Origin of the sequence: Sedimenticola sp., from assembly GCF_050289425.1 — a bacterium.
Taxonomy (GTDB): domain Bacteria; phylum Pseudomonadota; class Gammaproteobacteria; order Chromatiales; family Chromatiaceae; genus Sedimenticola.
In genome coordinates this window covers 58,387-82,132 of sequence record NZ_JBNKFS010000004.1, presented here as the reverse complement: position 1 = coordinate 82,132, position 23,746 = coordinate 58,387, and the positions used below count along the sequence as shown (strand labels likewise).

Genomic DNA, 23,746 nt, shown 5'->3' with positions numbered 1-23,746 from the left:
ACTCTTCCCAGTCCAGTGATTTGGTATGCAAAATAGGTCAACAAAGGTTTTACCTAGATTCCGCCAACTCGTTCAGGACTACGAAGCGGAGGCTACCCAGTTTATAAAAAACAGGCTGGAACAGATGTTTGCCAAAGTCGAACCCGTCATGATCGACTTTGCCAGTAAGGCAGAAACGGATAATGCACAAACCCTCTTTTTTGATTCCATCAGCCACATACAGGGATTGAGTGATGCGGTATCGCAGGACTACTTCGGCATCCTGAAAAGAGGGTTCACGGAATTTACCAACGGGCAGCCTATTTATTATCCCAAACCTATCATCGAGACTGAAAATGTCGAGCAGATCGGTATTGTGGACGATCATGATCTGGAGATACATATCGCCATACAGGCGATGATAACCAAAGCAAGAAATCACAATCACCAATCGCTGTACCAGCTTGGCCAACGTTTGGCAGTTATTCGACAAGGCAAAAAATTGGTGGAATCGGACGTGCCGGCCTGTCCCGATCATATCGCCACCACATTTCAAACGGTTTCGACCCGCTTTGAACTGGAACAAAAACTGTTACTGATCTTGTATGTGTTGTTTGAGCAAACGGTCTTGGGCGATATCGGTAAATTATATGCGCGAATCAACACACTGCTTGCCGATGCCGGTATCTACCCTCATCTGGTGCATGTGGCGCCAGTAAACAAAAGTAAATCCGAACAGCAGATAGAGGAACCACCACCCGAGACGGCGGAACAAGAAGCGTCTACTTCAAAACCTTTATCAAATCCCAAATCCGGTCCATTGACCAATGAGGATTTTGCAATTGGCGAAGAAGTATTCAAGTCAATACTGTCGCTGTTGACCGAACGCCGGCGAAGCGACCCACGCTTTAAAGACCACCCAGAGTACCGTCCTGATGGCAATTTGGATCAGCTCAGGAGTAAGCCGGAACTGGTGACGGCGATGAACCAACTCGCCATGCCAAGGCATATAGAGCTGGGCGTTCATGATCCAAGTGTCACCGAAAAGCTGACCCCGGTGGAGAAAGATGAGGCGGCTATTGCGTACCTGCAAAAACGTATCACTGAAGAGCGAGAAGATATCTATCGGGAACTGGATACCAATACCATTCGAACTGCCGATCTCGATACCATCGAGTTGGTCGGCATGCTGTTTGAGCACATACTTGATGATCAGGATCTCGCCAGTCTCACCAAGACGGTCATTTGCCACCTGCATACTCCCTATCTAAAGGTGGCCGTCATTGATCAGAATTTCTTGACCGATCCACAACACATCGCCAGAAAGCTGCTGAATCTGGTGGTTAATGCCGGTCGCCGATGGGTAGATGAAAACAACCTTGATGCGGGCATCTATAACGCCATGCGCGACATGATTTTGGCTATCATGCGCAATTTCAAAGACGATATATCACTGTTTGATAAAAAATACAGCGAATTCGTCGAGCAACTACAAGCGCTTGAAAACAAAACAAAAATACTTGAAGAACGGACAAAAGAGGCGACCAAGGGCAAGGATAAATTGGAGTATTCCCGTATCCGGGCTGATGAGGTGATGCAACAACATTGCGCCGCTGTGGAATTCCATCCGGTGTTTTGGCAGTTTCTTTCTGCGGTCTGGAAAAACTATATGACGCTATTGTTGTTGAGGAACCAGCAGATCGAAACCGACAAAGAGTGGCGAACCGTCTTGATGGTCATTAACAGCGTCATCAAGATTAACAATGGCTATTCCGATCCACAGATGGCTGAATGGTTAAGACATGCCTGGCCGAGGTTAAAGAAAAATATCGAGTCCGGTCTCGATTTTCTGGGCAATACCAACCCCTCTGAATATGTGGCTTTGTGCGAAACAATCCAGAAAGTTCAGAAGGGTTCACTGGACACGCCTGCCGAAACAGTCGTTCCCAAAACCATCACGGAAGAGAGACAGCAGGATAAAAAGGCGATATCAAGTAAGTCATCGTCAGGACGCATTCGTGCGCTTAGGGAAAAGGCACAAAAGACCGATGTAGGCACTTGGTTCGAGTTCGCTGAGCCGGATGGTAAAGTCCAGCGAGTGAAACTGTCCTGGTATAGTCCGGTAACCGATAACCACATGTTCATCGATCGTTTTGGCTACAAGGCATTTATTTTGCCGACCGATCTGTTGGTCAGCCGGATGGATAGTGGTTCGGCACGGATTGTTGAGCCAAACAGGTTTCCATTTGTTGATCAAACACTTAAAAAGATCTATAGCCTGTTGCGTGCAGGTTGATCTACTACCGTCGTGGGATATGGCAGAAGGTGTTGCGGTAGTTTTGCGGTGAGATACCGGTCTTCCTCTTGAATAACTTCATGAATGAACTGCTGTCTTCGTACCCGACACACTGTGTGACGGATTCTATCGATAATCGGCTGTTCTCCAACATCTTCTTCGCCGCCTCAACTCTCAACGACTGCAGGTAGACCAGGGGGGTATCGCCGGTAGCCTGCTTGAAGCGGCGTTTAAAAGTTCGCGGAGTCATGCCGAAACGTTCACCCAAACGATCAATGCTAATCTTCTCCGTCAGGTGGCTTTCCATCCACAATTGAGCGGAGAGTATCGCCTTGTCATGGTGGTATTTCTGTCCTTGATTGGTCGTAAAAGGTCTCTGGGACTGTTGCTTCCGCTCAATTACCAGTGCCTTGGCGGTCTGAACCGCGCTGTCATGACCCAGATGCTGTTCAATCAAAAACAGCGATAAATCCAGCCAGGCGCTACCGCCGCCGGCACAGAGCAGGTCGATTTCGTTGGTGATGAGCTGTTCAGGCCTGAGCCGTACGTTCGGGTAGCGTTCGCGAAACTGCTCCACATAGCCCCAGTGTGTCGTTGCCTGTTTGCCATCCAGCAGCCCTGTCTCAGCCAGCACAAAACTTCCGGTGCAACTGCTGACGATTTGACTCCCTTTGGCATGCATTGCCCGCAACCAATCAATTGCCTGCACATGCCGTGCAAGGGTCTTACCGATATCGCCGCCAATGGGCGGTATGAAGATAATATCGCTGTGCGTTACCGATGCGATATCCCTGTCTGGTTGCAGTGACAGCCGGTTCAGACAACGTACCGGCCCGCCATCTTGCGAGGCGAGCTCCACCTGAAAAGCGGGTGTCGGGTCTGTATTTTGAACTCGATTCCAGGTCACGCCGACCAGACTGAACAGGTCCAGCACCCCGCTGATCACCGAGGAGAAGGCATAATCAAAACAGAATAGAGTGATTTTTTTCACTGCTGGGTTCGTCGTGTCATAAATGACCAAAATAATGTCATAAGTGACAATTGCACAGAGCGAGCGGTAATGCAATTCTTCGTATTCAAATTTTCTCGTCAGCCAGGTGATGCCCCAAATGAATAAGACGCCTTATCCGCATCTGCTCGAACCGCTTGATCTTGGATTTACTCGTCTGAAAAACCGCGTCTTAATGGGCTCCATGCACACTGGATTGGAAGATAAAGCTGGCGATTTCCCCAAGTTGGCGGCGTATTTTGCCGAGCGGGCGAGGGGCGGCGTCGGGTTGATGGTGACCGGTGGCTTTGCGCCGGCTCGCGTGGGCTGGTTGACACCGTTTGGCTCCAAACTGACTAATAGATTGGAAGTGGACAGACACCGTCTGGTCACCGATGCGGTCCACCAGGAAGGGGGAAAGATCTGTCTGCAAATTCTGCATGCCGGACGCTACGGTTACACGCCGATAAATGTCGCGCCTTCTGCAATTAAATCGCCCATCACGCCTTTTAAACCACGTGCACTCTCCGCCAGGGGGATACAGAAACAGATCGACAGTTTTGTATCTTGCGCCCGTCTCGCCCAGCAAGCCGGCTATGACGGTGTGGAGGTAATGGGTTCAGAGGGTTACTTTCTTAATGAATTTCTGGTGACCTATACCAACAGGCGGACCGATAACTGGGGTGGTCCTTATGAAAATCGTATGCGCTTACCCCTGGAGGTGGTCACGCAGATCCGGGCGGCCGTAGGCCGGGATTTTATCATTATTTTCCGTCTCTCCATGCTGGATTTGATAGAAAAAGGCAGTAGCTGGGAGGAGGTGGTCACCCTGGCAAAGGGGCTGGAGACCGCAGGTGTCACGCTGATAAATACCGGCATTGGCTGGCATGAGGCGCGTATCCCGACGATTGCCACCATGGTGCCACGGGCCGGCTTTACTTGGGTCACCGGCCGCTTGAAAGAAGCCGTTTCCGTTCCATTGATTACCACTAATCGTATCAATACCCCGGAGGTTGCCGAGGCGGTTATCGCTCGGGGGGATGCGGATATGGTCTCGATGGCCCGGCCAATGCTGGCCGATCCCGAGTTTGTCAACAAAGCCGCCGCCGGGAAAGCCGATCAGATAAATACCTGTATTGCCTGTAATCAGGCCTGCCTCGACCATATTTTTTCCAAGCAGCGGGCAACCTGTTTGGTCAATCCCCGGGCTTGCTATGAGACAGAACTGAACTATCCACCGACTGACCGCCCCAAACGCATTGCCGTTGTGGGTGCCGGTCCGGCCGGCCTGGCGTGCGCCACACTGGCGGCGAGTCGGGGACATGAGGTGCATCTGTATGAAGCCGCCCCGGAGATCGGGGGGCAGTTCAATATGGCACGTCGCATTCCCGGAAAAGATGAATTCAATGAAACGTTGCGCTATTTCCAACGCCAGATCGATTTGACCGGTGTCACGTTGCACACTGGCAGGCCTGTAATCGCAGACGACCTGATTTCGGCGGGTTTTGATGAGGTGGTTGTGGCAACCGGCGTGCTACCACGAACCCCTTCCATCCCCGGTATTACCCACCCCAAGGTGTTGAGTTATATCGATGTATTACGAGAACAGCAGCCGGTTGGGCAACAGGTAGCTATCGTGGGAGCCGGTGGTATCGGATTTGACGTGGCGGAGTATCTGACACATGACCACTCCCAGGCCGGTTCCAAAGAGTCGATCGATAATTTCCTGACTGAATGGGGGATAGACAAGAGCCTGACTGCCCGCGGTGGCGTGGCCGGTGTATCACGCCAGCCGATTGTGCCGGAAAGAAAGATTTACCTGCTACAACGCAAGACGAGTAAACCCGGGGCCGGCCTGGGTAAGACCACGGGCTGGATTCACCGTGCCACACTGAAACACCGTCAGGTTGAGATGCTGGCAGGTGTGCAGTATGAGCGGATCGATGACCAGGGGCTGCATCTGCGTATCAACGACACAACGCGACTGCTCGAAGTCGATAACATCATTATTTGCGCCGGGCAGGAGTCCAGCACGGCACTCTATGACGCGCTCCGGGAACAGGGAGTGGCGGCCCATCTGATTGGTGGGGCCAAGCTGGCCGGCGAACTCGATGCCAAGCGGGCTATTCGGGACGGTGCCGAGTTGGCGGCGGCGTTATAAGCGTTGAATGGGAAGGGAGCCTGCTGATGTGCCAATGATTCGGGTGGAAAGTTTGGCGGGATACTAGGCTTCGAAGGATTTCAATGCATCGATGTCCAGTATGGTAATGGCACCGTATTTGACATCAACGATCTTTTCCGACTGCAGTACATGTAAGGCTTGGTTGACCCGCTGTCTGGAAATGCCGGAAAGGTTGCCCAACTCTTCCTGGGAGATCTCCAGTTTGTAATGCATACCGGGATAGAGATCGTGGTTGAACATGGACGCGAGCGAACGGGCGACCCGGGCTTCCGGGGAGAGGAAGCGGTCATACTCCATATAACCGATAAACTGCCCCAAACGCTCATTGAAATGGGTGAGCAGGAAGCGGTTGAAGCTGATGCTCTCTTCCAACAGGCGGAAAAAGGTCTGTGCCGGCATAAAGGCGATGCGGGAGTCGCGTAGTGCTACGATGTCGTAACGCCGTGCCTCCCGTTTCAGTAGAGAACCCTCTCCAAACCAACTCCCGGAAGGGATGCCGGTGATGAAAGAGATCTGCTTCCCGGTGTGGGATTCACAGGAGATTTTAGCCAGCCCCTCGATAATCCCCACCCACTCTTCCGAGGGTGTCCCTTTTCGGCAGATGGTCTCCCCGGCGTCGTAGCGCTTTTCATACAGCGTGCCCCTGACCAACTGCTGCTGGTCAGGTGAAAGGCTCTCCATCCAGGGACTTTCAACAAGAAATTGTTCGAGGGATTCCATAGCTCCAAATGTCATCTCAATGACAGAAAATAGAGGGATGAGTTGCTATGATAGCAGAACATAAGGGATTGAAGTATCAAAGCGGATATGACGCTTTAAATAAGTATTACATAATAAAAACAATGAGATAAAAAAGCTATCGGTCCTACTTTACTGTCTGATGCTGTGTGGACTCCGAAGAGGGCCGTGATCCAAGGCGAATACTATGGAGCATTGTGATATGTCTGCACGTATGAGTTTTTCAGTCGTAAATGAAACCTCTTCATTTATTTCTCCACTCCCCATTGCACAGAACGATGCGACACGCGAAGTGGATGATGCTGTCATCCAAATTCCCGATGGCTGCTGGGAACCGGTCGATTTTCTCGATGGAGACGAGACAGGTATCCCGAGCCAACTGTTAGCCACGCTCTATATCAACAACTGTCCCATGCACTTTGAGGCGTATCTGGTGGATGAGCAAGGCGATATCTGCGACACCAAACATCAGCAGGCGATTAATCTGGTCAAGGTGGCGTTAAGGGATGACGAACTTTGGAAAACCTTCAACTATGGCGGTCATGAATATGTGATGATTGCCATCCCGTTTGGTATGGGACGCTAAGCGTTACCAGTATGACCGCCTAAACTGTGAGGCACGGCCCCACATTACTCTTCAGGAACGGGCCGCCCAACTGGCGACCCGTTCTTTCGTTCTTTTCCTCTAACCACGATAACGATAAGACGAGGGAGCTTGAGCCGTCAGTTATTCGGCGTTCCAGTTTTCGATCACCTCGACAAAACGTGTCATGAAACGGTTGGCCTGATAGGCGTCCAGGGCCCGATGATCGATGGTCAAGGTGACATAGGCCATGGGCCGGATCAGTATTGAATCGTTACCGTCGATCTCCCGGACAATGACACGTTTCTCCAATTTGCCTATCCCCAAAATAGCCGTCTGGGGCTGATTGATAATGATCGGGGTTGCCACCAGGCTTCCGCTGACGCCGTGATTGGAGAGGGTGAAGGTACCACCCTGTAAATCGGCCGGTTCCAGGGTACCGCTACGGGCGGCTTCGGTCAGACGCTGCAGTTCTGCAGCGATTCCCAACAGGTTTCGGGTCTGAGCCCGCTGCAATACCGGTACAATCAGCCCCCGGTCGTCCAATGCTGTGCCGATGCCGATATTCATGTCGGCAAACAGTTCCAGGCTGTCCGCATGAAAACGGCTGTTGACGCGCGGCACCCATTCCAGTGCCTTGACCGCGGCCGTGACAAAATAGGCACTGAAGGTAAGCTTTGTCCCTTGCTGTTCAAAGCTTGCCTTATATTGGTTACGGTGCCGCACAATGGCACTCAGGTCGGCTTCAAAGACGGTCGTGACATGAGGCGCGGTGTGTAACAGGCTCTCCGTCATGTGCGCAGCGATCCGTCGTCGCATTGCATCATGCGGAATTCGGGTGGATGGGGGGCCGGTAGTGGGTGTTTGAGGTGCCGTCTCGGTCGAACTCAAAACGGGGAGGTCTTCCGCTACAGGCACCTTCCGCTGTTTTAGATAGGCATGAATATCCTGCTTGGTCACACGGCCGCGTCGGCCGCTGCCGTGAATCGCCGACAGGTCCAAATGGTGTGTTTTGACCAACCGCCGCACAGCCGGACTGAGTAGCATCTTATCGGCACCTTCCCTTCGATCATTGGTTGGGGTAGGTTCAACATGAATGTTTGAGTAGGTGATTACCGGCGCGCTGGGAAGCTCCGCTAAGCCGATCTCTATTCGACCCAGCAGTGTGCCGGGTTCGACGTCTTCACCCGGTTTTTTCAGCACCTCTTTCAGGATGCCACTGGCCGGGGCGGCGACTTCAACCATCACCTTGTCGGTCTCCAGGTCCACCAGCGGCATGTTGGCAGTGACCGGCTCACCAGGCGTCTTCAGCCAGTTGGCCAGGACATGGTGGGTACCTTGCTGATCATCTTGCGGTACCCGAATATCAACCAGTTGCGTCATGACCTATACCCCCAGCAATTCATCGATGGCTGTTGAGATCTTCTGCTCATCCGGCAGCACGCTATTTAATAGCAGCGGACTGTGGGGGCTTGGGATATCCGGCATGGCCAGCCGCTTGATCGGTGCATCCAATTCAAAGAACAGGCTGTCACTCAAGAAGGCGGCAATTTCGGCACCGAAACCGGCGGTGATGTTATCTTCATGCACCAGCAGACAGCGGCCGGTTTTTGTTACCGATTGCGTGACGCGCTCTCTGTCCCACGGCACGATGGTGCGCAGATCGATCACCTCCACCTGGTCGCCGAAATCCTGGGCGGCCGATTCACAGCGGGGCACCATGGCACCCCAGGTAATCAGTGTCAGGGCTTCACCGGGCTTGATGACGCGCGCCTGGCCAAACGGCACCACGTAACCGTCTCCGGGGTAGGGTCGACGTGCCCAGGCATCATCCAGCATGGCACGATGCTCAAAAAAGATGGTGGGGTTGTTGCTGCGCAGGGCGCTCCGCAATAATCCGACGGCGTCTTCGGCATTGGATGGCATCGCCACTTGCCAGCCGATAGCGTGTGCCCATTTCACCTCCTGACACTGGCTGTGCCAGGGGTCGCCGCATTTGAAAAAGCCCCCGGCGATACGAACCACCATCGGTGCGGCAAAACGGTTCTTGGTGCGCCAGCGCATGGTCCCGGTGTCGTTGAGTTGCTCTTCCGCCGGATCCGCATATTTTCGAAATTGAATTTCCGGCACCGGCATCAGCCCGGCCTGGGCCATACCGATTGAACGGCCGATAATGCCCTCTTCAGAGAGACTGGTATCAAAAACCCGTTCTTCACCATACTTATCCGCCAAACCCATGGTCACGGCATGCACCCCACCTTTGGCCGCCACGTCTTCGCCAAATACCAGCAGTCGGTTATTGATCTCCAGCTCATGATCCAGAGTACGTCGGATCGCACTGACCATATTGACCCGAGTGGGTTCCGGGGCAGGGGTGGTCGTATCTGGGGGAAAGTGAAAACCACCCGGTGCCAAGCCTCCTTGGATCTGTAGGTCCGGTGTTCCATCGCCCCGGGTCTCACAGAAGACGTGGCGCAGAATGTCGTGGGCTTCGGGTAGGGGACGGGCGTGGGCCTTCTCCAATGCATCGGCCACATCCGCTTCCGCCTGGGTTTCTATCTCCAGCCACTCCGCTTCGTTGAGCAGTTGATCAACCAGGTACGCCTTCAATTTAGGTAAAGGGTCACGCGCCTGTTCAATGCTGATCTGTTCACGACTTTTATAGGCTTGGGTATCCTGTGCGGAGTGTCCAGACAGGCGGGGCACTCGCAGACGCAGCAGCACCGGACCGCGGTCGTCTCTCAGGTGTTCAATCGCCTGCTTGACAAGGTGACTGGATTCAGATGGATCACTGCCGTCCCCATCCAGTACCTTGAGGTTGTTGAAAGCGGCCAGGTTGGCGGCGATATTGCGCCCCGGTGTCTGTTTGTCTGAGGTGACAGAGATGCCGTAGCCATTATCTTCCACATAAAACAGCATCGGGAGTTTCAAAGTGGTGGCGATATTCAGCGATGACCAGAAGCCATTGGTGGCAGTGGACGCCTCACCGCCGTGGGCCACCGCGACACAACCGCGGTAACTGTCATCGTTTAGCTCGCGCCGGTAGTAGTGAATAGACTGAGCCCAGCCGGCAACCGGGGTGTACTGGGCGCCGACGCCGCCGCTCATGGGCAGCCCGCAGGGGCCATTCAGATTCGGCAGGTTATGCACGACGCCGATGTCGCGTCCGTCACTGTAACCGCCGGCTCGCATCAAAGGTCCGGCCATGGCATCTTCCAGCGATAATCCCAAAGCGAGCATCAGCGGACGGGAGCGATAATAGCCGGCAACGGCATCATGTTGTCCCGTCAGCAAGGAACCGAGGATGATCTGTGCCAGGTCATGACCCCGGGCAGAGAATTGATAGAGGACCTCTTTGCCAGGAACCAGTTGACGCTCTTCGATTCGATCCATCGTCCTGGAGACAAACAGGAGATAGGCAATGTGTCGCCAGTTGAAACCCTGGTCATCAAACGACCTTGGGCTCTCTGCGATCGGTACTATTTTTCTGTTCGCTCGCATGATTACACCCGCTGTATCCTGAATTCATCGAATGCGCCCATTGAACTGCATCGTGATGACGGCAATCAATGTTTAGCGTCCAGGTAAAAAGTGTAGGGCTCGGCAGATGGAATGTCCTTGCAAGTTACTCGGCAATCTGTAGCGAAAAGCAATAATATTCCAACGCGTCCACATAAGAGGAAAAATTTTATCTTTATAACGGTTTTTATTGGTGGGTCTTACTTTGCGTGGCAATAGGCTATTCATCCGTACCATTGTTCAAATAGTGCGTTTTTCGAGAGGGGGGTTATACCTGGAGCGATAGGTTCAAAGTGCTGTGTTTATACTCCCGCTGCTTGTATGCTATGAAGTTAAATACATGTTTTTACCCTATGAATTCGCTAATCAATCGCCGCTGGAGGGCGATTATGATCTGTATCAGCTGTGGCAGAACCCATCGCTATATCACCTCATCGATAGATCAAGGCATGCATTGGTTGCGCCAGGATAAATCGACTCGCCTGGGTATCTGCTCCTTTTGTCCAGACGCGGTCGCCGCGTGGGATCAAGGTGCGCGTGATGTGCGCGATCTGGCTACCGCAAAATTAAAGACGGAACGTGAAGCGGATCTTCCAGGTTGGTTGATTAAGCATGCAAAACTTCCCTCACTACCGCATGTTTTGATCGAGATATACAAGGAACTCGAGTCTCACACGGCCGGCATCGATCGCATGATTCAACTGCTGGAGACGGACCCCGGTTTGACAGCCCGAGCGTTGCAGATTGGTAATTCCGCTTATTACGGTACCGCCAAGCAGATCAGCCAGGTAGAGGATGCGATTCTCCGGGTGGGTCCGTTTGATCTCTGGGCGCTTTTGATATCCACCGAAGTAAAGAGTCTCTTTTTCGGAATCCGTCCCGACCTGATGGATATGAACAGTTTCTGGCGGCACTCCCTGTTTACCGCCTGCGCCAGCAAAATACTCGCCGAACAACAGCGCTCCGGATCGGCCGGTGATCTGTTTATTGCCGGACTGATTCACGATATCGGCAAATTGCTGTTTCTACAATTGATCCCTATCGAATATGCAGAGGTTATTAATCGTTGCCAGGTTGGAGACGCGGCGGCGGATCTGGAGCGAGAGCTGCTGGGTATCAACCACGCTGAACTGGGTGCGCGTCTCTTCCAGACCTGGCAACTGCCGGACCGTTTAGTCGACTTGACGGCCGGACACCATACCCGTGCGCCGCAGACATTGCCGCAAGCCGTTTTGCGCCAGGCAGACAAACTGGCGCATGAGTATCTTGAACAGACAAGCCGTACCGGGTCGTCTCGCCCATCGGAAATGGCGGCAGATCAGCAGATGCAACCTATCATTACGTTTTTTCAACAGCTCACGGAATTGGTGCTTTAATCATGGCAGAGAACCGATATCATCCCATACCCCTGGACCAATATATCGAATTCCCCCCTCTGAGATGCAACAGCGGGCTGAGGCGTTGAAGAGGCCCCGTATCTGATTGTTATCTTCAGCGAAAATTACGGGATGGATGAGCAAGGCAATAAGATCAAACACTACTACGCCAGGGATTCCGTCGGTATCGCAACGGGACTGTTGATCACCGCCCTGCACAATGCCGGATTGGCCAGTCTTACCCATACCCCAGGCCCCATGCGATTTCTTAATCAGATTCTCGATCGACCTAAAAAAGAAACCCCCACCATGATCCTTGTCGTCGGCTATCCGCAAGAAGGGGGGCAAGTACCCGGTATCGAAAAGAAAACGCTGGAAGAGATTGCTGTTTTCAAACAATAAAAGAGGCATTGGATGCCGCCCGTTGACAGGGCGGCATCGATTAAGCCGGTTTAACCGGTTCTTGCGTACACAGTTCCGGTTTTAGATCGGGGGCGGGGATCGGCTCGCCCTCAACGCTATGTATCGGGATGACGCCTGCCCAGACGTCCAACTGCCTATCCTTGGGACTATCCAGTGGCGGACCACGCCGTACCTTGGCGGATGCCTCTTCGATCTCGAAGCGCACAACGGCTGTGGCCATCACTTCCTGATCTGTTGCGGCCCTGGCCAAAGTGGTTCTTCCCGGAGTCAGGTGCTCTGTCAGGGCAATCAATGCGGCATGCTTCTCCTCCAAGTCGTTCACTGGTCTTGCCGTGCCAAAAGCGACGACGGAACGAAAATTCATTGAGTGGTGAAAGGTGGAACGCGCCAGTACCAAGCCATCCAGATGCGTGATGGTGACGCAGACCGGGAAACCGCTGGCTAGCTGCCCAAGCAGCCTTGAGTTGGGTGCCCCATGCAATAATAGACTGTTTCCCTGACGTGCAAACGCCATGGGAATCACAAAGGGTTGGCCATCCATGTTAAAGCCTACGTGGCAGATTTTGGCTTGATCCAATATGGCGTGAATGGTCTCGGTATCATAATGCCCTCTCTCTTTATGGCGGTTGATCCGATTTCTGTCTGGTTGTTGCCGGGGCATGGGGAAACTCTCCATAGTGATTGATATAGGCTATGATTGTTCAAAATTGGACCTTTAAAAAGATCCAATAAATTTTAATTTAATAGGGCCAATATTGGAGGAGCGGATGTTGCTGACACTGGATGGGGAAGGGCCACTCTATCTACAGATCTACCAGGCACTGAAACAGCAGATTCTCACCGGCAGACTGAATGAGGGGGAGAAACTACCGGCCTCACGTTTCCTGGCCAGTCAACTGGCTGTCTCGCGTAATGTGGTGTTGCTGGCGTACGACCAGTTGAAGGCGGAAGGTTTCATTTGCGGCCGGGTGGGGGCTGGCACCCGGGTAGCGCCGCATCTCTCTACAACCGATACGAAACCGGCTGCGTTAACCGAAAAAAGTCGTGCCAGTGGGGGTGCTGTTGCCAAACTGACCGAACAGGCAAATATCGCCTTGACCCACTGGCAGGCGCGGTCACGCCCCTGGACATCCGGCACCGCCGAGCCGACCTATGACTTTCGTTATGGAGATGTCGAGGTGGATCCGCTGTCAGAGCGGATATGGCGTCGCCTTAGCGGCCAGGCGCTTGCCAGGCATGAATTCCAATATGGCCATCCCCAGGGCGACGCCGCACTGCGTGAAAGTATTGCCGCGTATGTCAATGCGGGCAGGGGATGCGACTGTACAGCGGAACAGGTGTGTATCGTCAACGGATCACAGCAGGCGCTGGATATTCTGGCCCGGATGTTTATCTCTCCCGGTACCCCGGTGATGGTGGAAGAGCCCGGTTACCTGGGGGCGAGAATTGCATTTCAAGCCGCCGGCGCCCGGATTGTACCAGTACCGGTGGACGCCGAAGGGATCCGAGTCGCTCGTCTCCCCCGGGTTGGCAAGGTGCAGAGCTTGATCTATGTGACACCTTCCCACCAGTTTCCGACCGGATCGATACTCTCCTTGCCACGGCGGCTGGCCTTGTTGGAGTGGGCTGAACGGCATGACAGCTATATCGTGGAAGATGACTACGATGGGGAGTTTCGTTATGCAGGACGACCGATTCCAGCCCTGCAGGGGCTCGATCCGTCTGGCCGAACCCTGTATGTCGGCACCTTTTCAAAAGTACTGTTTCCTGCACTGCGTTTGGGTTACGTGATCCTGCCGAGCAGTCTGGTCGCTCCCTTTGTCGGATTGCGCTGGCTCAGTGATCGCCACAGCGCCACCCAGCAGCAGCAGGTGCTGGCCGCGTTTATCGGTGAGGGGCACTACGAACGCCATCTACGGCGTATGCGCAAACGCTATGAGACGAAACGGCGGATCCTGATCGATGCCCTGACTGAGGCGTTTGGGGCGGAGATTGAGCTCCATGGCACCAATGCCGGCGTACACTTATTGGTCTGGTTCAAGGATCCTGTCCTGGCAAAGGATGAATCCCGCTTGATTGAATCGGCCCGCAGAGCCGGGGTCGGCATCTATCCGGTTTCGCCGCTCTATCAGACACCGACAAAGCACTTGGGGTTGTTGTTTGGCTATAGTGGTATTAGTGAATCCGGCATTGTGCCGGGCATTGCCTTGTTGCGTCAGGTATTGATGAAGCGCCCTTGAACGCAGGACGTCCGATACATCACCGTTGTCCCGAGTGGTTACCGACAGAGGAGTTATCATGTCACCGAGTCTGCTATTAATCTCGTGCGTCGCTGTGATAGGCGGCATTGCTGTTGGGCTGCAGGCCCAGATGATGGCCCTGCTCGATCGGGGTATGGGTACCCTGGAGAGTGTATTCATCACATACGGCGGAGGCGGACTGCTCATCGGCTTGGCGATGCTGTTTGTACGGGGTGGCAACCTGTCACTCTGGCATGCTATGCCCTGGTATGCCCTCTGCTCCGGTGTGGCCGGTCTGGTCATCGTCGCCTCGATCGGTTTCAGTGTGCCAAGACTGGGGTTGGTGACGGCCTTCACCCTGATTGTGGCGGCGCAATTTATGGTCGGGGCGTTGATGGATCATTTCGGTTTTCTCGGTGCCGAGGTACGAGAACTCAATCTGCAAAAGATTGCCGGCATGTTGGTTATGTTACTCGGGGTTTGGCTGACGGTGCGCACCTAATCGGCCACAGGTGTGGTGAGGCGGTTTGTAAGAATCGGGGGACTATCCGGGTCTCTTTCGATGCAGGTCTACCCGCACGGAGGACCTTCTGTAACCGAGGAAGGGAGAGCCCAATGCCCCGTTTGTTGTCTCTGTACCTTACCCTGTTGATGCTGGGCGGATTGCCGGCTTTAGCTCTGGCTGAACGCATTGGCGATTTCACCATCACGCCCGATCAGAGCTTGATCCCGTTAGATGAGATCCACTCGGGCGGCCCGGCAAAAGACGGTATCCCGGCGATCGACCAACCCCGGTTCCTAACGGCTCAAGCGGCCGGCCATCTCAAACCGGCGTCGCGGATACTCGGGCTCCATTGGCATGGCGTCACCAAGGCTTACCCCATCGCCATCATGAACTGGCATGAGATCGTTAACGATCGATTCGGGGATGAACCGGTCATCATCACCTATTGCCCGCTCTGCGGAAGCGGTGTGGCCTTTTCTGCGCAGATCGCCGGGGAAACGTTGCAGTTTGGGGTGTCGGGGCTGCTTTATAACAGTGACGTGCTGCTGTATGACCGAAAAACCCAATCGCTCTGGTCGCAACTGTTGGCCCGTGCGGTGACCGGCAAGATGAAGGGTACCCGGCTAAAGATATTACCGTTGGTGGTGACCAACTGGGCACAATGGCGCCAGCAGTACCCGGACACGCAGGTGCTTTCACGTGAAACCGGCTTTCTTCGTGATTATGACCGAGATCCCTACACCGGCTACGAAAGCAGCACCGGGATCTATTTTCCGGTTAAACAGCGCGATTCCCGTTACCACCCCAAGGAGCAGATCTACGGATTAACGGTAGCGGGGCAGCATAAGGCTTATCCGGTCGCCGAACTGAGCCGCCGCGCGGGGGAAGAGATTAAAGACCAGTTTGCCGGCCGGAGCTTTACCATTCGCTACCAACGAGCGAGCCAGAGCGCTCGCTTTTATGATCAGCAGGGAAAGGAGGTGCCGGTGATACGCGCCTATTGGTTCGCCTGGTATGCGTTCCATCCTGACACGGCTGTATTCAGCCGCGATGCAACAGATGCCGACAGTCAGCGGTACTGATCGATGCCGGTATCCTGTAACCGGTCGTAATAGCGGGCCCGGTAGAGATGACGCACGCCCTGTTCGTCATCCTGGAAAGCCGTACGGTCGTGCAGGATATTGTTGCTGATCAGTCCCATTCCCGGCTCCAGCTTGCCACGGAATATGTAGGGCGAGTCGCTGTTCAGTATCTCGCTTAAGGCGTCCAGTGCTTGCCGGGTAAGTGGATCTTCAGACCAGATAACATGCCGGGTACGAATGGTATAGCGCATGTGCAGGTTGCCACAGGGCATGATCGAAAAGACCGGCCCCACCTCTTCCCGGCGGGCCACTGCTCCACTATTCATACGCGGTGGTATCGTCATGACATCCGCCCCCATCAGCGCCGTAATAAACCTCGGATCTCTGTCCCGCAACAGGATATAGGCTATCTCATGATCCAGAAGGGCATTTTCCCCGCCACTGCCGGCACTCTGGACACAGTGCAGGATCAGTGAGTGGATCTGCTCATCCGGTCGATTGTAATAGCCATCCGTATGCCATTTGATTGGCCGGTTGGAGTAGGGGATATACTGCTGCCTGACCCCGTCTGCAGCGACCTTCAGCGATGTCAAACCGGTATCATCGGACAGCCAGTTGCGGTTAAGGTGCCGGGCACCAAAACGCCGACCCAGGGAGAGCGGTATTTCAGGATCGGGGTCACTGCCAGTCTCGCTGATATAGATCGCCATATTGGCTTTGCAGACCCGTTGTCTGATGGCATTAAATTCGACATCGGATAAGTGGCGTGGATCCTTGACCGGTACCAGCAGCGCATCCAGGCTGGTGGGGTAGTCCGCCAGCTTTTTCTCCCGCCAGGAGAGATAAAGGGCATCGTCGTCCAGATCAAAAGGCGTGGTGGACAGTTTTTCGGATACGGCTGAGTGGGGCATTGAGGTACTACCGCTTACAGAGAATGTCTGAGAAATATTAGCAATTACTAACAGACCTTGCCACTCTGCCTGAATCCTGCACCGAATCAACCTAGAAAAGAGTAAATAAATTATTTTATATTCAATGAGTAACGCTAACTATCTCCTATCCTTCTCGAGCTAACATCGGCAACAAGGCATCAATTTTTGCCGCACAAATAAAATCATTTTCTGTCAGTCCGTTGATCGCATGGGTGTGGTATTGCACCTTGCAACGGTTATACCCCACTTCCAGATCGGGATGATGATCTTCGCCGTGGGCTATCCAGGCGAGGGCATTGACGAAGGCGATGGTCTGGTAAAAATTCTTGAATCGGAACTCCCGAACCAGGAACGGGTGCTCACCTGACAACGCCCATTCGGGGGAGAGTTGCGCCATCCACTCTCGGCTTTCCGCCTCCGAGATGGCGGCTGTCTGGGCGTCACAGGCTCGGCAATGTTTTTCCTGTAGCATGGATGTCTGTTTCATAACGGGACCTCACTGTGGTCGTTGCAAATCGTGACCGGTCGTTTCACCGCACTATTCAGTATGGTCCAACCTGAGCGGCTCTGCCCACGGCTGTTACACGGTGGTTTCAATTGAAACGATGAACGCTTGCACGGTGGGCGTGAAATAGGTTAGAAACGGCTATGGAGCTCGATAAACTCGATAAAAAAATACTTGCACTGCTACAGCAGGACGCCTGTTTGACCAATCATGAACTGGCTGAAAAGGTTGGCCTTTCCCCCTCACCCTGTTGGCGGCGGGTAAAGCGGCTGGAAGAGGAGGGCGTCATTACATCCCGCGTCACCTTGGTGGCACCGGCAACGGTAAATCTGCACGTCTTCGCCTATGCCCTGATCTCATTGGAAAATCACAACCCTGAAACCCTGCAAGCGTTCGATCAATTTGTGCAGCAAAGCCCGCAGGTTCTGGAGTGCTGTTCAATGAGCGGCAGTTATGACTATCTGCTGAAAATCGTCAGTCACAGCATGGATGATTATGAATTGTTACTGAGTGGGCACCTGCTGAAGTTGAAAGGGGTTCGGTCAGTCAATACCAGTTTTGTGTTGAATCAAAAAAAATCGACTACCGCGCTACCTCTCGACTACCTCTGAGCGGGTGTTTCAATAGCTGATCAAGCTGATCAACGGATCACCCAATACGGGGTGAACCGGCTTGAGGTAATTTTGGGTGATGCGTTTGACGTAATGGCGGGTTTCCCGATAGGGAGGCACACCGTGATAGCTCTCCACTGCCCGCTCACCGGCATTGTAGGCGGCCAACACCAGTGGCACATCACCTTCAAAGCGCTTTACCAGCCATTGTAGATAAGCCATGCCGCCGTGCATGTTTTGCGAAGGATCCCAAATATCCCGCACCCCAAAACGCTTTGCGGTGGCGGGAATCAATTGCATCAACCCCCGTGCGTCCTGTTGTGAATGAGCGCGTGGATTGAAATTGGACTCAGCCAGGATCACCGCCAGTACCAGATCGGCATCCAGTCCGTAAGCCGGTGCCCAGCGCTCGACCCAACGCTCTATCTGCTGGCGATTTGGATTGTCCCGCCTCAGCGTCCCGCAGTTGGGGTCCGGACGCGGCTCAATGCCTGCCAACACCGTTTGCATCCTGCGGGCAGCCGGATCGCCCGCTGCCGCGGCTTTTTTAAACCAACCGGCTGCCACCGCTCGGTCCTGATCGACACCGCGATGGTTGAAAACCATCCATCCCAAAGCGTAATAGGCCTCGCTCTCACCTTGATCGGCCGCCATACAGTAGAGCTGGAAGGCCTTTTGATAGTCTTGCTTAACCCCTCGGCCATGCTCATAGCGAACGGCCCATTGCAGCAGATCTCCCGCCAATGGCGACTTTTCAGCCGCACAATAGAACGGGGTCGATAAGAGCAATAGGAGTAATACAGAGAGTCTGCAAGACATGGCTGTTTCGTCTGTCGTCAATACATCTGTGGTTTACGCAAATTCCGTTCCACGGATATAAATAATAGCCAATATCAAACAGTTAGATATTTTATGTGGGAAAGAAAACTGAGTAGTGTAAAATTGCCTGACAGCACGTGGTTCCTATTCGTGGACCACCAGTACATCGCAGTCGGTCTCTTTAATCACCTGTCTGGCCGTATTGCCCAGCAAGACACAGAGTCCCTGGTACTTGTGGGATCCGATAACCAGCAAATCCGCTTGCTGATGCTTGGCATAGGCGGATACCGCCTGGTGCACGGTCTCCGCGGTCACCAGTACCTCTTTCTCCACCTCCAGCCCTTCTATGACGGCTGTAAAGGCGTCCAGTCCACGCGACCTAAGCGCCTTGGCGGCAACCGCCTGCTCCTGGTCGGCATCAAACTGGTCCAGTACATTCAGCAGGGTCAGTCTGGCGCTATAGCGTTTGGCCATACGGACGGCCTTGTAGATAGTCATGAGTCCTTGATCATTGAGGTCGGCTGCGACAACAATATGCCGATAATCGGCCATTTTCGGATCCTCATCACCCCCGCGGGCCCGCACTACCAGGGCGTCGCACTCCCCATGGTCACATTTGCCATCGCTGCTTTCCTGGAGTAACGGCTGCAGTTGAGAGAGACCGAGGCGATCCAGGACAATCAGATCACCGCTGACTTCCGCCGCCAGGCGGATAATTTCCAGTAAGCTACCTTTCGCGCTTTTCGCCAGTACGATCTCAGGGTGCTGCTCAAGCAATTGATCCAATACCTTATCGTCAGCCGCTGCAGACTCGTATTCGGATTCACTTGCCGGTGCGATATGCGCCAGCGTGACCTGACTTTGAAGTTTAGCGGCGACGTTGGCGGCACGCCTGGCCGCCGGTTGCTCTGCCTCCAAAGGAGAGAAGAGCGCTACGATGCTGTGATAGCCAACTGATTGCTTGGTAGTCATGGAAACAGTTACCTGTTAGCTAAGTTTGACGGATCATAAAACCGCCGGTTACGGCGTATGCGTTATTCCCGACAAGCGCTTTGAGCCCGCGCTGGGTATATGCACCATATCAATAGGTCCTAGCATAAGTGCGAAGCTTTCCTGATTACAACCGCCTTCCATCGACGTGCGGTGAAGTAGCAGCCAGTAGCAACGCTGTGATGCCTGGGTAATCGCTGGGGAACAGTTGGTATTTGTGTCCGCAGCTACCCCAGGATTCGCCCGCGTCGATGGCACGTTTAAGCTGCTCGGGCCGGTCTATCATCAACCCGCCGGTCGAACGAATACCCAACGCAAACAAAAGATCGGGGAGGCCGCTTGAACTGGGGCCAATCAGGTGGATCTTTTGCGCATCGCCGGTGGCCTGAATAATCGAATCGATAGTGTTATTGATCAAGGTCGAGGCGGTGCAGAAAACCGTGTCGCAATCTGCCAAGGCTTCCGGCGTGGTGAAGACGGACACCTCCAGTTCTTCGGGTACCCGTTCCGGTTGTTGTTCGATAATGGTCACGCGCTTGCCCTGTGCCAGGTAGCGCTCGACCAGTGGCCTGAAGAAGCCCACCAGACCGATACGATTTTCCGTGACGTTACTGTCGCTGCGCTTGCCGAGAGTCGACGGATCGAAACCGGCCTGTTTCATCAGGTATTGGCTAACAGCATTGAAGGCGCCCAGCGCCAGGGCGCTGCGGGGAAGATCGACACCGTCAAGCAAGCGTGCAATAGCAATTGGGGATTCGCCTAGGGGGTGGTGGTCGCTTTGCTGAATCCAGTCACGGGTTTTGCCGAGACAAATATAAAAAGGTCCGGTGCTGCCGTCACTGAGTATGACAAAACCGAAGTTATCTTTGATATCCGACGACTCCTCTTCGCGGGGGAGCAGAATCTGTTCGATGCTGGGCACTTGAAGAGCATCGTCGATTTGAGTCACCAAGGCCTGATATTGGGAAAGGTATGTCATTGTACGGGGACCTATCTCTATCCTGTTGCCGACGGGGTGGGCGCCAGTATAGTCCGGGAAACCGAAAAAGTGGAAAAGTGGGGGACGACGATTGGGATTGTCATTGCCCGGCAAGATATTGGGGGATACCATATTTCGGTCAATGTTGGCTGGTCCCTCTGTTTGAAAACTCCCATGAAAGACGCTATTGCAAAACTCTCGCCACAGACCCTCTGGAAACATTTCTATCAATTGACCCAGATACCCAGGCCTTCCCACCACGAAGCGGCGGTACAGGCGTATGTTATCCAGATAGGTGAAAGCCTGGGACTATCGGTCTGGCGGGATCAGGCGGATAACATTCTTATCAGAAAACCGGCCTCGGCGGGTATGGAGTCAGCACCCGGCATCATACTTCAGGGGCATCTGGACATGGTTCCTCAAGCCGATTCAGGCACGCCACACGATTTCACCAAAGACCCGATTCCGCTCCAGTTGGAACAGGAGTGGATTACGGCCGCGGGTACCACGTTGGGGGCGGACAACGGGATCGGTGTGGCTGCCGCACTGGCAGTACTGGAGTCCCGACAGCTAAAACACGGGCCGATCGAGGCGCTGTTTACCAGCAATGAAGAAGATGGCATGACTGGCGCCTTCGGGCTGGCTTCAGATCTGCTCCAGGGAAGTCTGTTGCTAAACATGGATTCGGAAGATGAAGGTATTCTCTGTATAGGCTGCGCCGGTGGTGCCAATGCCTCGGCACAACTTCGTTATACGCCGGAGCCGCTCGATCCCGGCTGGCTCGGTTACCGGTTATCGGTCAGCGGGCTTAAGGGGGGGCATTCCGGCGTGGATATCCATCGCGGCCGTGGGAATGCCAACAAGTTATTGTGCCGCTTACTGATGGCGGCCGAATCGGCAGGCGGGATACGACTTAGTGCCTTGTCCGGTGGCAATATGCGCAATGCCATACCGCGTGAGGCGATGGCGGCGTTGTCTGTCCCGGCATCCCATGCCAACGCGGTGAAAACAGTGATCGAAAACCTGTCCAACGCAATTAAATCCGAGCTGCAGCGTGTTGAACCGGATTTGACCATCTATCTGCAGCCGGAGACAGCGTCCGGGCAGGGGTTGCCTCCCGCGATTCAACAAGGCTTACTGGATGTCTTGATGGCGTGTCCCAACGGCGTTATGCGGATGAGCGACAGCATGCCCGGGCTGGTAGAGAGTTCCACAAACCTCTCTATTGTGAATGCCGTTGACGGTCATATCGAGATCAAGTGCCTGATCCGCAGCTCGGTTGACTCTTCCCGTGATGAACTCTGTGCGGTCCACCGTTCACTATTCAGGTTGATGGGGGCAGATACGGTGATCGATGGCGAATATCCCGGTTGGCGGCCCAACCCGGAATCACCCTTGTTGAGGACGATGCGCGACGCCTACCAGGATATTTTTGATACCGAAGCAGAGATTGGGGCAATCCATGCCGGACTGGAGTGCGGCATTATCGGCGGCAAGTATCCTCACCTTGACATGATCTCGTTTGGACCGACCATTCGCTATCCGCACTCACCGGCTGAGCGTATGCACATTCCCTCGGTGCAACGGTTCTGGGATCTGCTCGTCGCAACGCTGGCGCGTTTGCAGTAATCAGGACATTGCTGAAAAGCATTTATAAAACAGGACGATATCCATAAGTAGCGGGCGCATGAAGCATAAGAAAAATTGAATCTATGGCGCATTGCATCAATCAGAGCAGTGTATTAGGGTTTCGCCATGTCAATTAAATACCCCATTATCGTCATCACGGGTTCATCCGGCTCAGGTTCGAACCGGGTAAGTGATGTGTTCAGGCATATCGCTTGGCGCGAAAAAATTCGCCATCTTGTAGTGGATGGCAGCGCCTTCCACCGCTATGAAAGGGATGAGATGGCCCTGAAGATCGAGGAGGCTTGTGCCGATGGCCGTTATCTGAGCCATTTCAGCCCCGAGGGAAACCGACTCGATCTGCTTGAATCCCTATTTCGGGAGTTTGCGTCAGACGGTACCGGGAAGTTCAGGCACTATCTGCACACCGAAGATCAAGCCCTCGAATACCGGCAAGCGGCCGGCACTTTTACCGAATGGGAGTCGTTGCCGCCGGACCTGGATCTACTGGTGTACCAGGGGCTGCACGGCGCGTTCGCCAACGATGGTATCGATATCAAACAGCATGTCGATCTGACGCTGGGTGTCGCGCCGATCGTTAATCTGGAATGGATACAGAAGATCCACACGGATATCAGAAACCGCGGCTACACCCTGGATGCGGTGCGTGCCGTCATTCAGCACCGGCTGCATGACTATGTGCACTACATCACCCCACAGTTTTCCAATACCGATATCAATTTTCAGCGTATTCCGTTGGTCGATACCTCGAATCCGTTCGAAGCCCAGGATATGCCGGAGAATGACGAAAGTATGGTGGTGATCAGCTTCCGCGAACCGCGAGATCATGACTTCGCCTTCCTGCTGAAAAGGATCGACGGGGCTTTCATGTCACGGCGCAATTCACTGGTAGTGCCCGGCGGTAAAATGGAGTTCGCCATGGAGCTGTTGTTGAACCCCCTGGTGCATGAGATGATGGAACGACGCCGCCAGTTACAGGAGATTTGATTATCAATTCCGACACCACAAAAGACCTGGCAATACTGGAAGCGATGCGCAAGGTACTGACCGCGGTTATACGGGATACCACACCTCCGCCGGGGATGCGTCACCCTTTAACCGATGAGACGATTCAGGATGTGAGGGTTTGCCTGGGGCTGATTACGGCCCGGGAAAAGGAGTTGGGTGAAGCGGCGGGCATTGCGGCCAAGCGTCCCTACTACACCGACGAGACGCCCACCTCGACCGTGGTGCAATTTGATCCCGGCAAGGGAAAAAGTTCCGAATAGGATAATCTTCCACACGGACAGGCGAAATTACCGTCTGCCTGATGCGGCCTGTCCAAGCCTTTGCGCGCGGTTATCCGGCGTCCT

General features: G+C 54.0%; 22 protein-coding genes. 12 read left to right on the top strand and 10 right to left on the bottom strand.

What is annotated here, in order from left to right; all coding sequences use genetic code 11:
- The first annotated feature begins 25 nt into the window (after positions 1-25).
- Positions 26-2,275 (top strand): DUF1631 family protein, encoded by a 2,250-nt coding sequence (locus ACQY5R_RS03760; protein WP_428604693.1) that lies wholly within the window; start codon positions 26-28, stop codon positions 2,273-2,275.
- A gap of 4 nt (positions 2,276-2,279) precedes the next feature.
- On the opposite strand, the gene ACQY5R_RS03755 is transcribed toward ACQY5R_RS03760, so the two are convergent.
- Complete coding sequence (locus ACQY5R_RS03755; protein ID WP_428604690.1) at positions 2,280-3,266, bottom strand: GlxA family transcriptional regulator; 987 nt, start codon at positions 3,264-3,266, stop codon at positions 2,280-2,282.
- A 118-nt stretch (positions 3,267-3,384) separates the two neighbouring features.
- Between ACQY5R_RS03755 and ACQY5R_RS03750 the strand changes: the two genes are divergently transcribed.
- On the top strand, positions 3,385-5,424 hold the full coding sequence (locus tag ACQY5R_RS03750; protein ID WP_428604688.1) for an FAD-dependent oxidoreductase: 2,040 nt from the start codon (positions 3,385-3,387) through the stop codon (positions 5,422-5,424).
- Positions 5,425-5,487: 63 nt separating this feature from the next.
- On the opposite strand, the gene ACQY5R_RS03745 is transcribed toward ACQY5R_RS03750, so the two are convergent.
- Positions 5,488-6,165, bottom strand: a complete 678-nt coding sequence (locus ACQY5R_RS03745) for a Crp/Fnr family transcriptional regulator (RefSeq protein WP_428604685.1) — start codon at positions 6,163-6,165, stop codon at positions 5,488-5,490.
- Between the two features lie 220 nt (positions 6,166-6,385).
- Between ACQY5R_RS03745 and ACQY5R_RS03740 the strand changes: the two genes are divergently transcribed.
- Positions 6,386-6,769 carry a hypothetical protein gene (locus ACQY5R_RS03740; protein ID WP_428604683.1) on the top strand — a complete coding sequence of 128 codons (384 nt, stop codon included), beginning with the start codon at positions 6,386-6,388 and terminating at the stop codon, positions 6,767-6,769.
- Between the two features lie 141 nt (positions 6,770-6,910).
- Here the strand turns inward: ACQY5R_RS03740 and ACQY5R_RS03735 are convergent, their stop codons facing one another.
- Together ACQY5R_RS03735 and ACQY5R_RS03730 are read right to left on the bottom strand one after the other, a co-directional pair.
- Entirely contained in the window at positions 6,911-8,149 is a 1,239-nt protein-coding gene (locus tag ACQY5R_RS03735; protein WP_428604680.1) for a dihydrolipoamide acetyltransferase family protein, read from the bottom strand.
- Positions 8,150-8,152: 3 nt separating this feature from the next.
- Positions 8,153-10,267, bottom strand: coding sequence for an alpha-ketoacid dehydrogenase subunit alpha/beta (locus ACQY5R_RS03730; protein WP_428604677.1), 2,115 nt, complete (start codon positions 10,265-10,267; stop codon positions 8,153-8,155).
- Positions 10,268-10,674: 407 nt separating this feature from the next.
- Here ACQY5R_RS03730 and ACQY5R_RS03725 point away from each other — a divergent pair, with 407 nt between their 5' ends.
- A complete protein-coding gene (locus ACQY5R_RS03725) occupies positions 10,675-11,661 on the top strand; it encodes an HDOD domain-containing protein (RefSeq protein ID WP_428604674.1) in 987 nt (328 codons plus the stop codon).
- A gap of 132 nt (positions 11,662-11,793) precedes the next feature.
- Positions 11,794-12,063 carry a hypothetical protein gene (locus tag ACQY5R_RS03720; RefSeq protein WP_428604671.1) on the top strand — a complete coding sequence of 90 codons (270 nt, stop codon included), beginning with the start codon at positions 11,794-11,796 and terminating at the stop codon, positions 12,061-12,063.
- A 40-nt stretch (positions 12,064-12,103) separates the two neighbouring features.
- On the opposite strand, the gene ACQY5R_RS03715 is transcribed toward ACQY5R_RS03720, so the two are convergent.
- The gene (locus tag ACQY5R_RS03715; protein WP_428604668.1) at positions 12,104-12,745 is read right to left on the bottom strand and encodes a pyridoxamine 5'-phosphate oxidase family protein; all 642 of its coding nucleotides are present in this window, start codon (positions 12,743-12,745) and stop codon (positions 12,104-12,106) included.
- Positions 12,746-12,851: 106 nt separating this feature from the next.
- On the opposite strand from ACQY5R_RS03715, the gene ACQY5R_RS03710 reads away from it, so the two are divergent.
- The 3 genes from ACQY5R_RS03710 to ACQY5R_RS03700 all read left to right on the top strand — a co-directional run bounded on the left by ACQY5R_RS03710 (position 12,852) and on the right by ACQY5R_RS03700 (position 15,911).
- Positions 12,852-14,324, top strand: a complete 1,473-nt coding sequence (locus ACQY5R_RS03710; protein ID WP_428604666.1) for a PLP-dependent aminotransferase family protein — start codon at positions 12,852-12,854, stop codon at positions 14,322-14,324.
- A gap of 58 nt (positions 14,325-14,382) precedes the next feature.
- Positions 14,383-14,826: a DMT family transporter gene (locus ACQY5R_RS03705; protein ID WP_428604664.1), complete on the top strand. Its 444-nt coding sequence runs from the start codon at positions 14,383-14,385 to the stop codon at positions 14,824-14,826.
- A gap of 113 nt (positions 14,827-14,939) precedes the next feature.
- Positions 14,940-15,911 carry a DUF3179 domain-containing protein gene (locus tag ACQY5R_RS03700; RefSeq protein WP_428604662.1) on the top strand — a complete coding sequence of 324 codons (972 nt, stop codon included), beginning with the start codon at positions 14,940-14,942 and terminating at the stop codon, positions 15,909-15,911.
- Here the strand turns inward: ACQY5R_RS03700 and ACQY5R_RS03695 are convergent.
- Together ACQY5R_RS03695 and ACQY5R_RS03690 are read right to left on the bottom strand one after the other, a co-directional pair.
- Positions 15,899-16,822 carry a TauD/TfdA family dioxygenase gene (locus tag ACQY5R_RS03695; RefSeq protein WP_428604659.1) on the bottom strand — a complete coding sequence of 308 codons (924 nt, stop codon included), beginning with the start codon at positions 16,820-16,822 and terminating at the stop codon, positions 15,899-15,901. The two genes, ACQY5R_RS03700 and ACQY5R_RS03695, sit on opposite strands and share 13 nt — an antisense overlap.
- A 145-nt stretch (positions 16,823-16,967) precedes the next feature.
- Positions 16,968-17,330, bottom strand: a complete 363-nt coding sequence (locus tag ACQY5R_RS03690; protein WP_428604657.1) for a 4a-hydroxytetrahydrobiopterin dehydratase — start codon at positions 17,328-17,330, stop codon at positions 16,968-16,970.
- Between the two features lie 161 nt (positions 17,331-17,491).
- Between ACQY5R_RS03690 and ACQY5R_RS03685 the strand changes: the two genes are divergently transcribed.
- A complete protein-coding gene (locus ACQY5R_RS03685) occupies positions 17,492-17,959 on the top strand; it encodes an Lrp/AsnC family transcriptional regulator (protein WP_428604654.1) in 468 nt (155 codons plus the stop codon).
- Between the two features lie 9 nt (positions 17,960-17,968).
- Here ACQY5R_RS03685 and ACQY5R_RS03680 read toward each other — a convergent pair whose 3' ends face one another.
- The 3 genes from ACQY5R_RS03680 to ACQY5R_RS03670 all read right to left on the bottom strand — a co-directional run bounded on the left by ACQY5R_RS03680 (position 17,969) and on the right by ACQY5R_RS03670 (position 20,747).
- Positions 17,969-18,778, bottom strand: a complete 810-nt coding sequence (locus tag ACQY5R_RS03680) for a transglycosylase SLT domain-containing protein (RefSeq protein WP_428604651.1) — start codon at positions 18,776-18,778, stop codon at positions 17,969-17,971.
- A 144-nt stretch (positions 18,779-18,922) separates the two neighbouring features.
- Positions 18,923-19,750 (bottom strand): universal stress protein, encoded by an 828-nt coding sequence (locus ACQY5R_RS03675; protein ID WP_428604649.1) that lies wholly within the window; start codon positions 19,748-19,750, stop codon positions 18,923-18,925.
- A 145-nt stretch (positions 19,751-19,895) separates the two neighbouring features.
- Positions 19,896-20,747: a Rossmann-like domain-containing protein gene (locus tag ACQY5R_RS03670; RefSeq protein ID WP_428604646.1), complete on the bottom strand. Its 852-nt coding sequence runs from the start codon at positions 20,745-20,747 to the stop codon at positions 19,896-19,898.
- Positions 20,748-20,921: 174 nt separating this feature from the next.
- Here ACQY5R_RS03670 and ACQY5R_RS03665 point away from each other — a divergent pair, with 174 nt between their 5' ends.
- The 3 genes from ACQY5R_RS03665 to ACQY5R_RS03655 all read left to right on the top strand — a co-directional run bounded on the left by ACQY5R_RS03665 (position 20,922) and on the right by ACQY5R_RS03655 (position 23,662).
- Positions 20,922-22,376: an aminoacyl-histidine dipeptidase gene (locus tag ACQY5R_RS03665; RefSeq protein ID WP_428604644.1), complete on the top strand. Its 1,455-nt coding sequence runs from the start codon at positions 20,922-20,924 to the stop codon at positions 22,374-22,376.
- Positions 22,377-22,502: 126 nt separating this feature from the next.
- Positions 22,503-23,381 (top strand): phosphoribulokinase, encoded by an 879-nt coding sequence (locus ACQY5R_RS03660; RefSeq protein WP_428604641.1) that lies wholly within the window; start codon positions 22,503-22,505, stop codon positions 23,379-23,381.
- Positions 23,378-23,662: a segregation and condensation protein A gene (locus ACQY5R_RS03655; RefSeq protein WP_428604639.1), complete on the top strand. Its 285-nt coding sequence runs from the start codon at positions 23,378-23,380 to the stop codon at positions 23,660-23,662. Before ACQY5R_RS03660 ends, ACQY5R_RS03655 begins: the two co-directional genes overlap by 4 nt.
- The last annotated feature ends 84 nt before the right edge of the window (positions 23,663-23,746 follow it).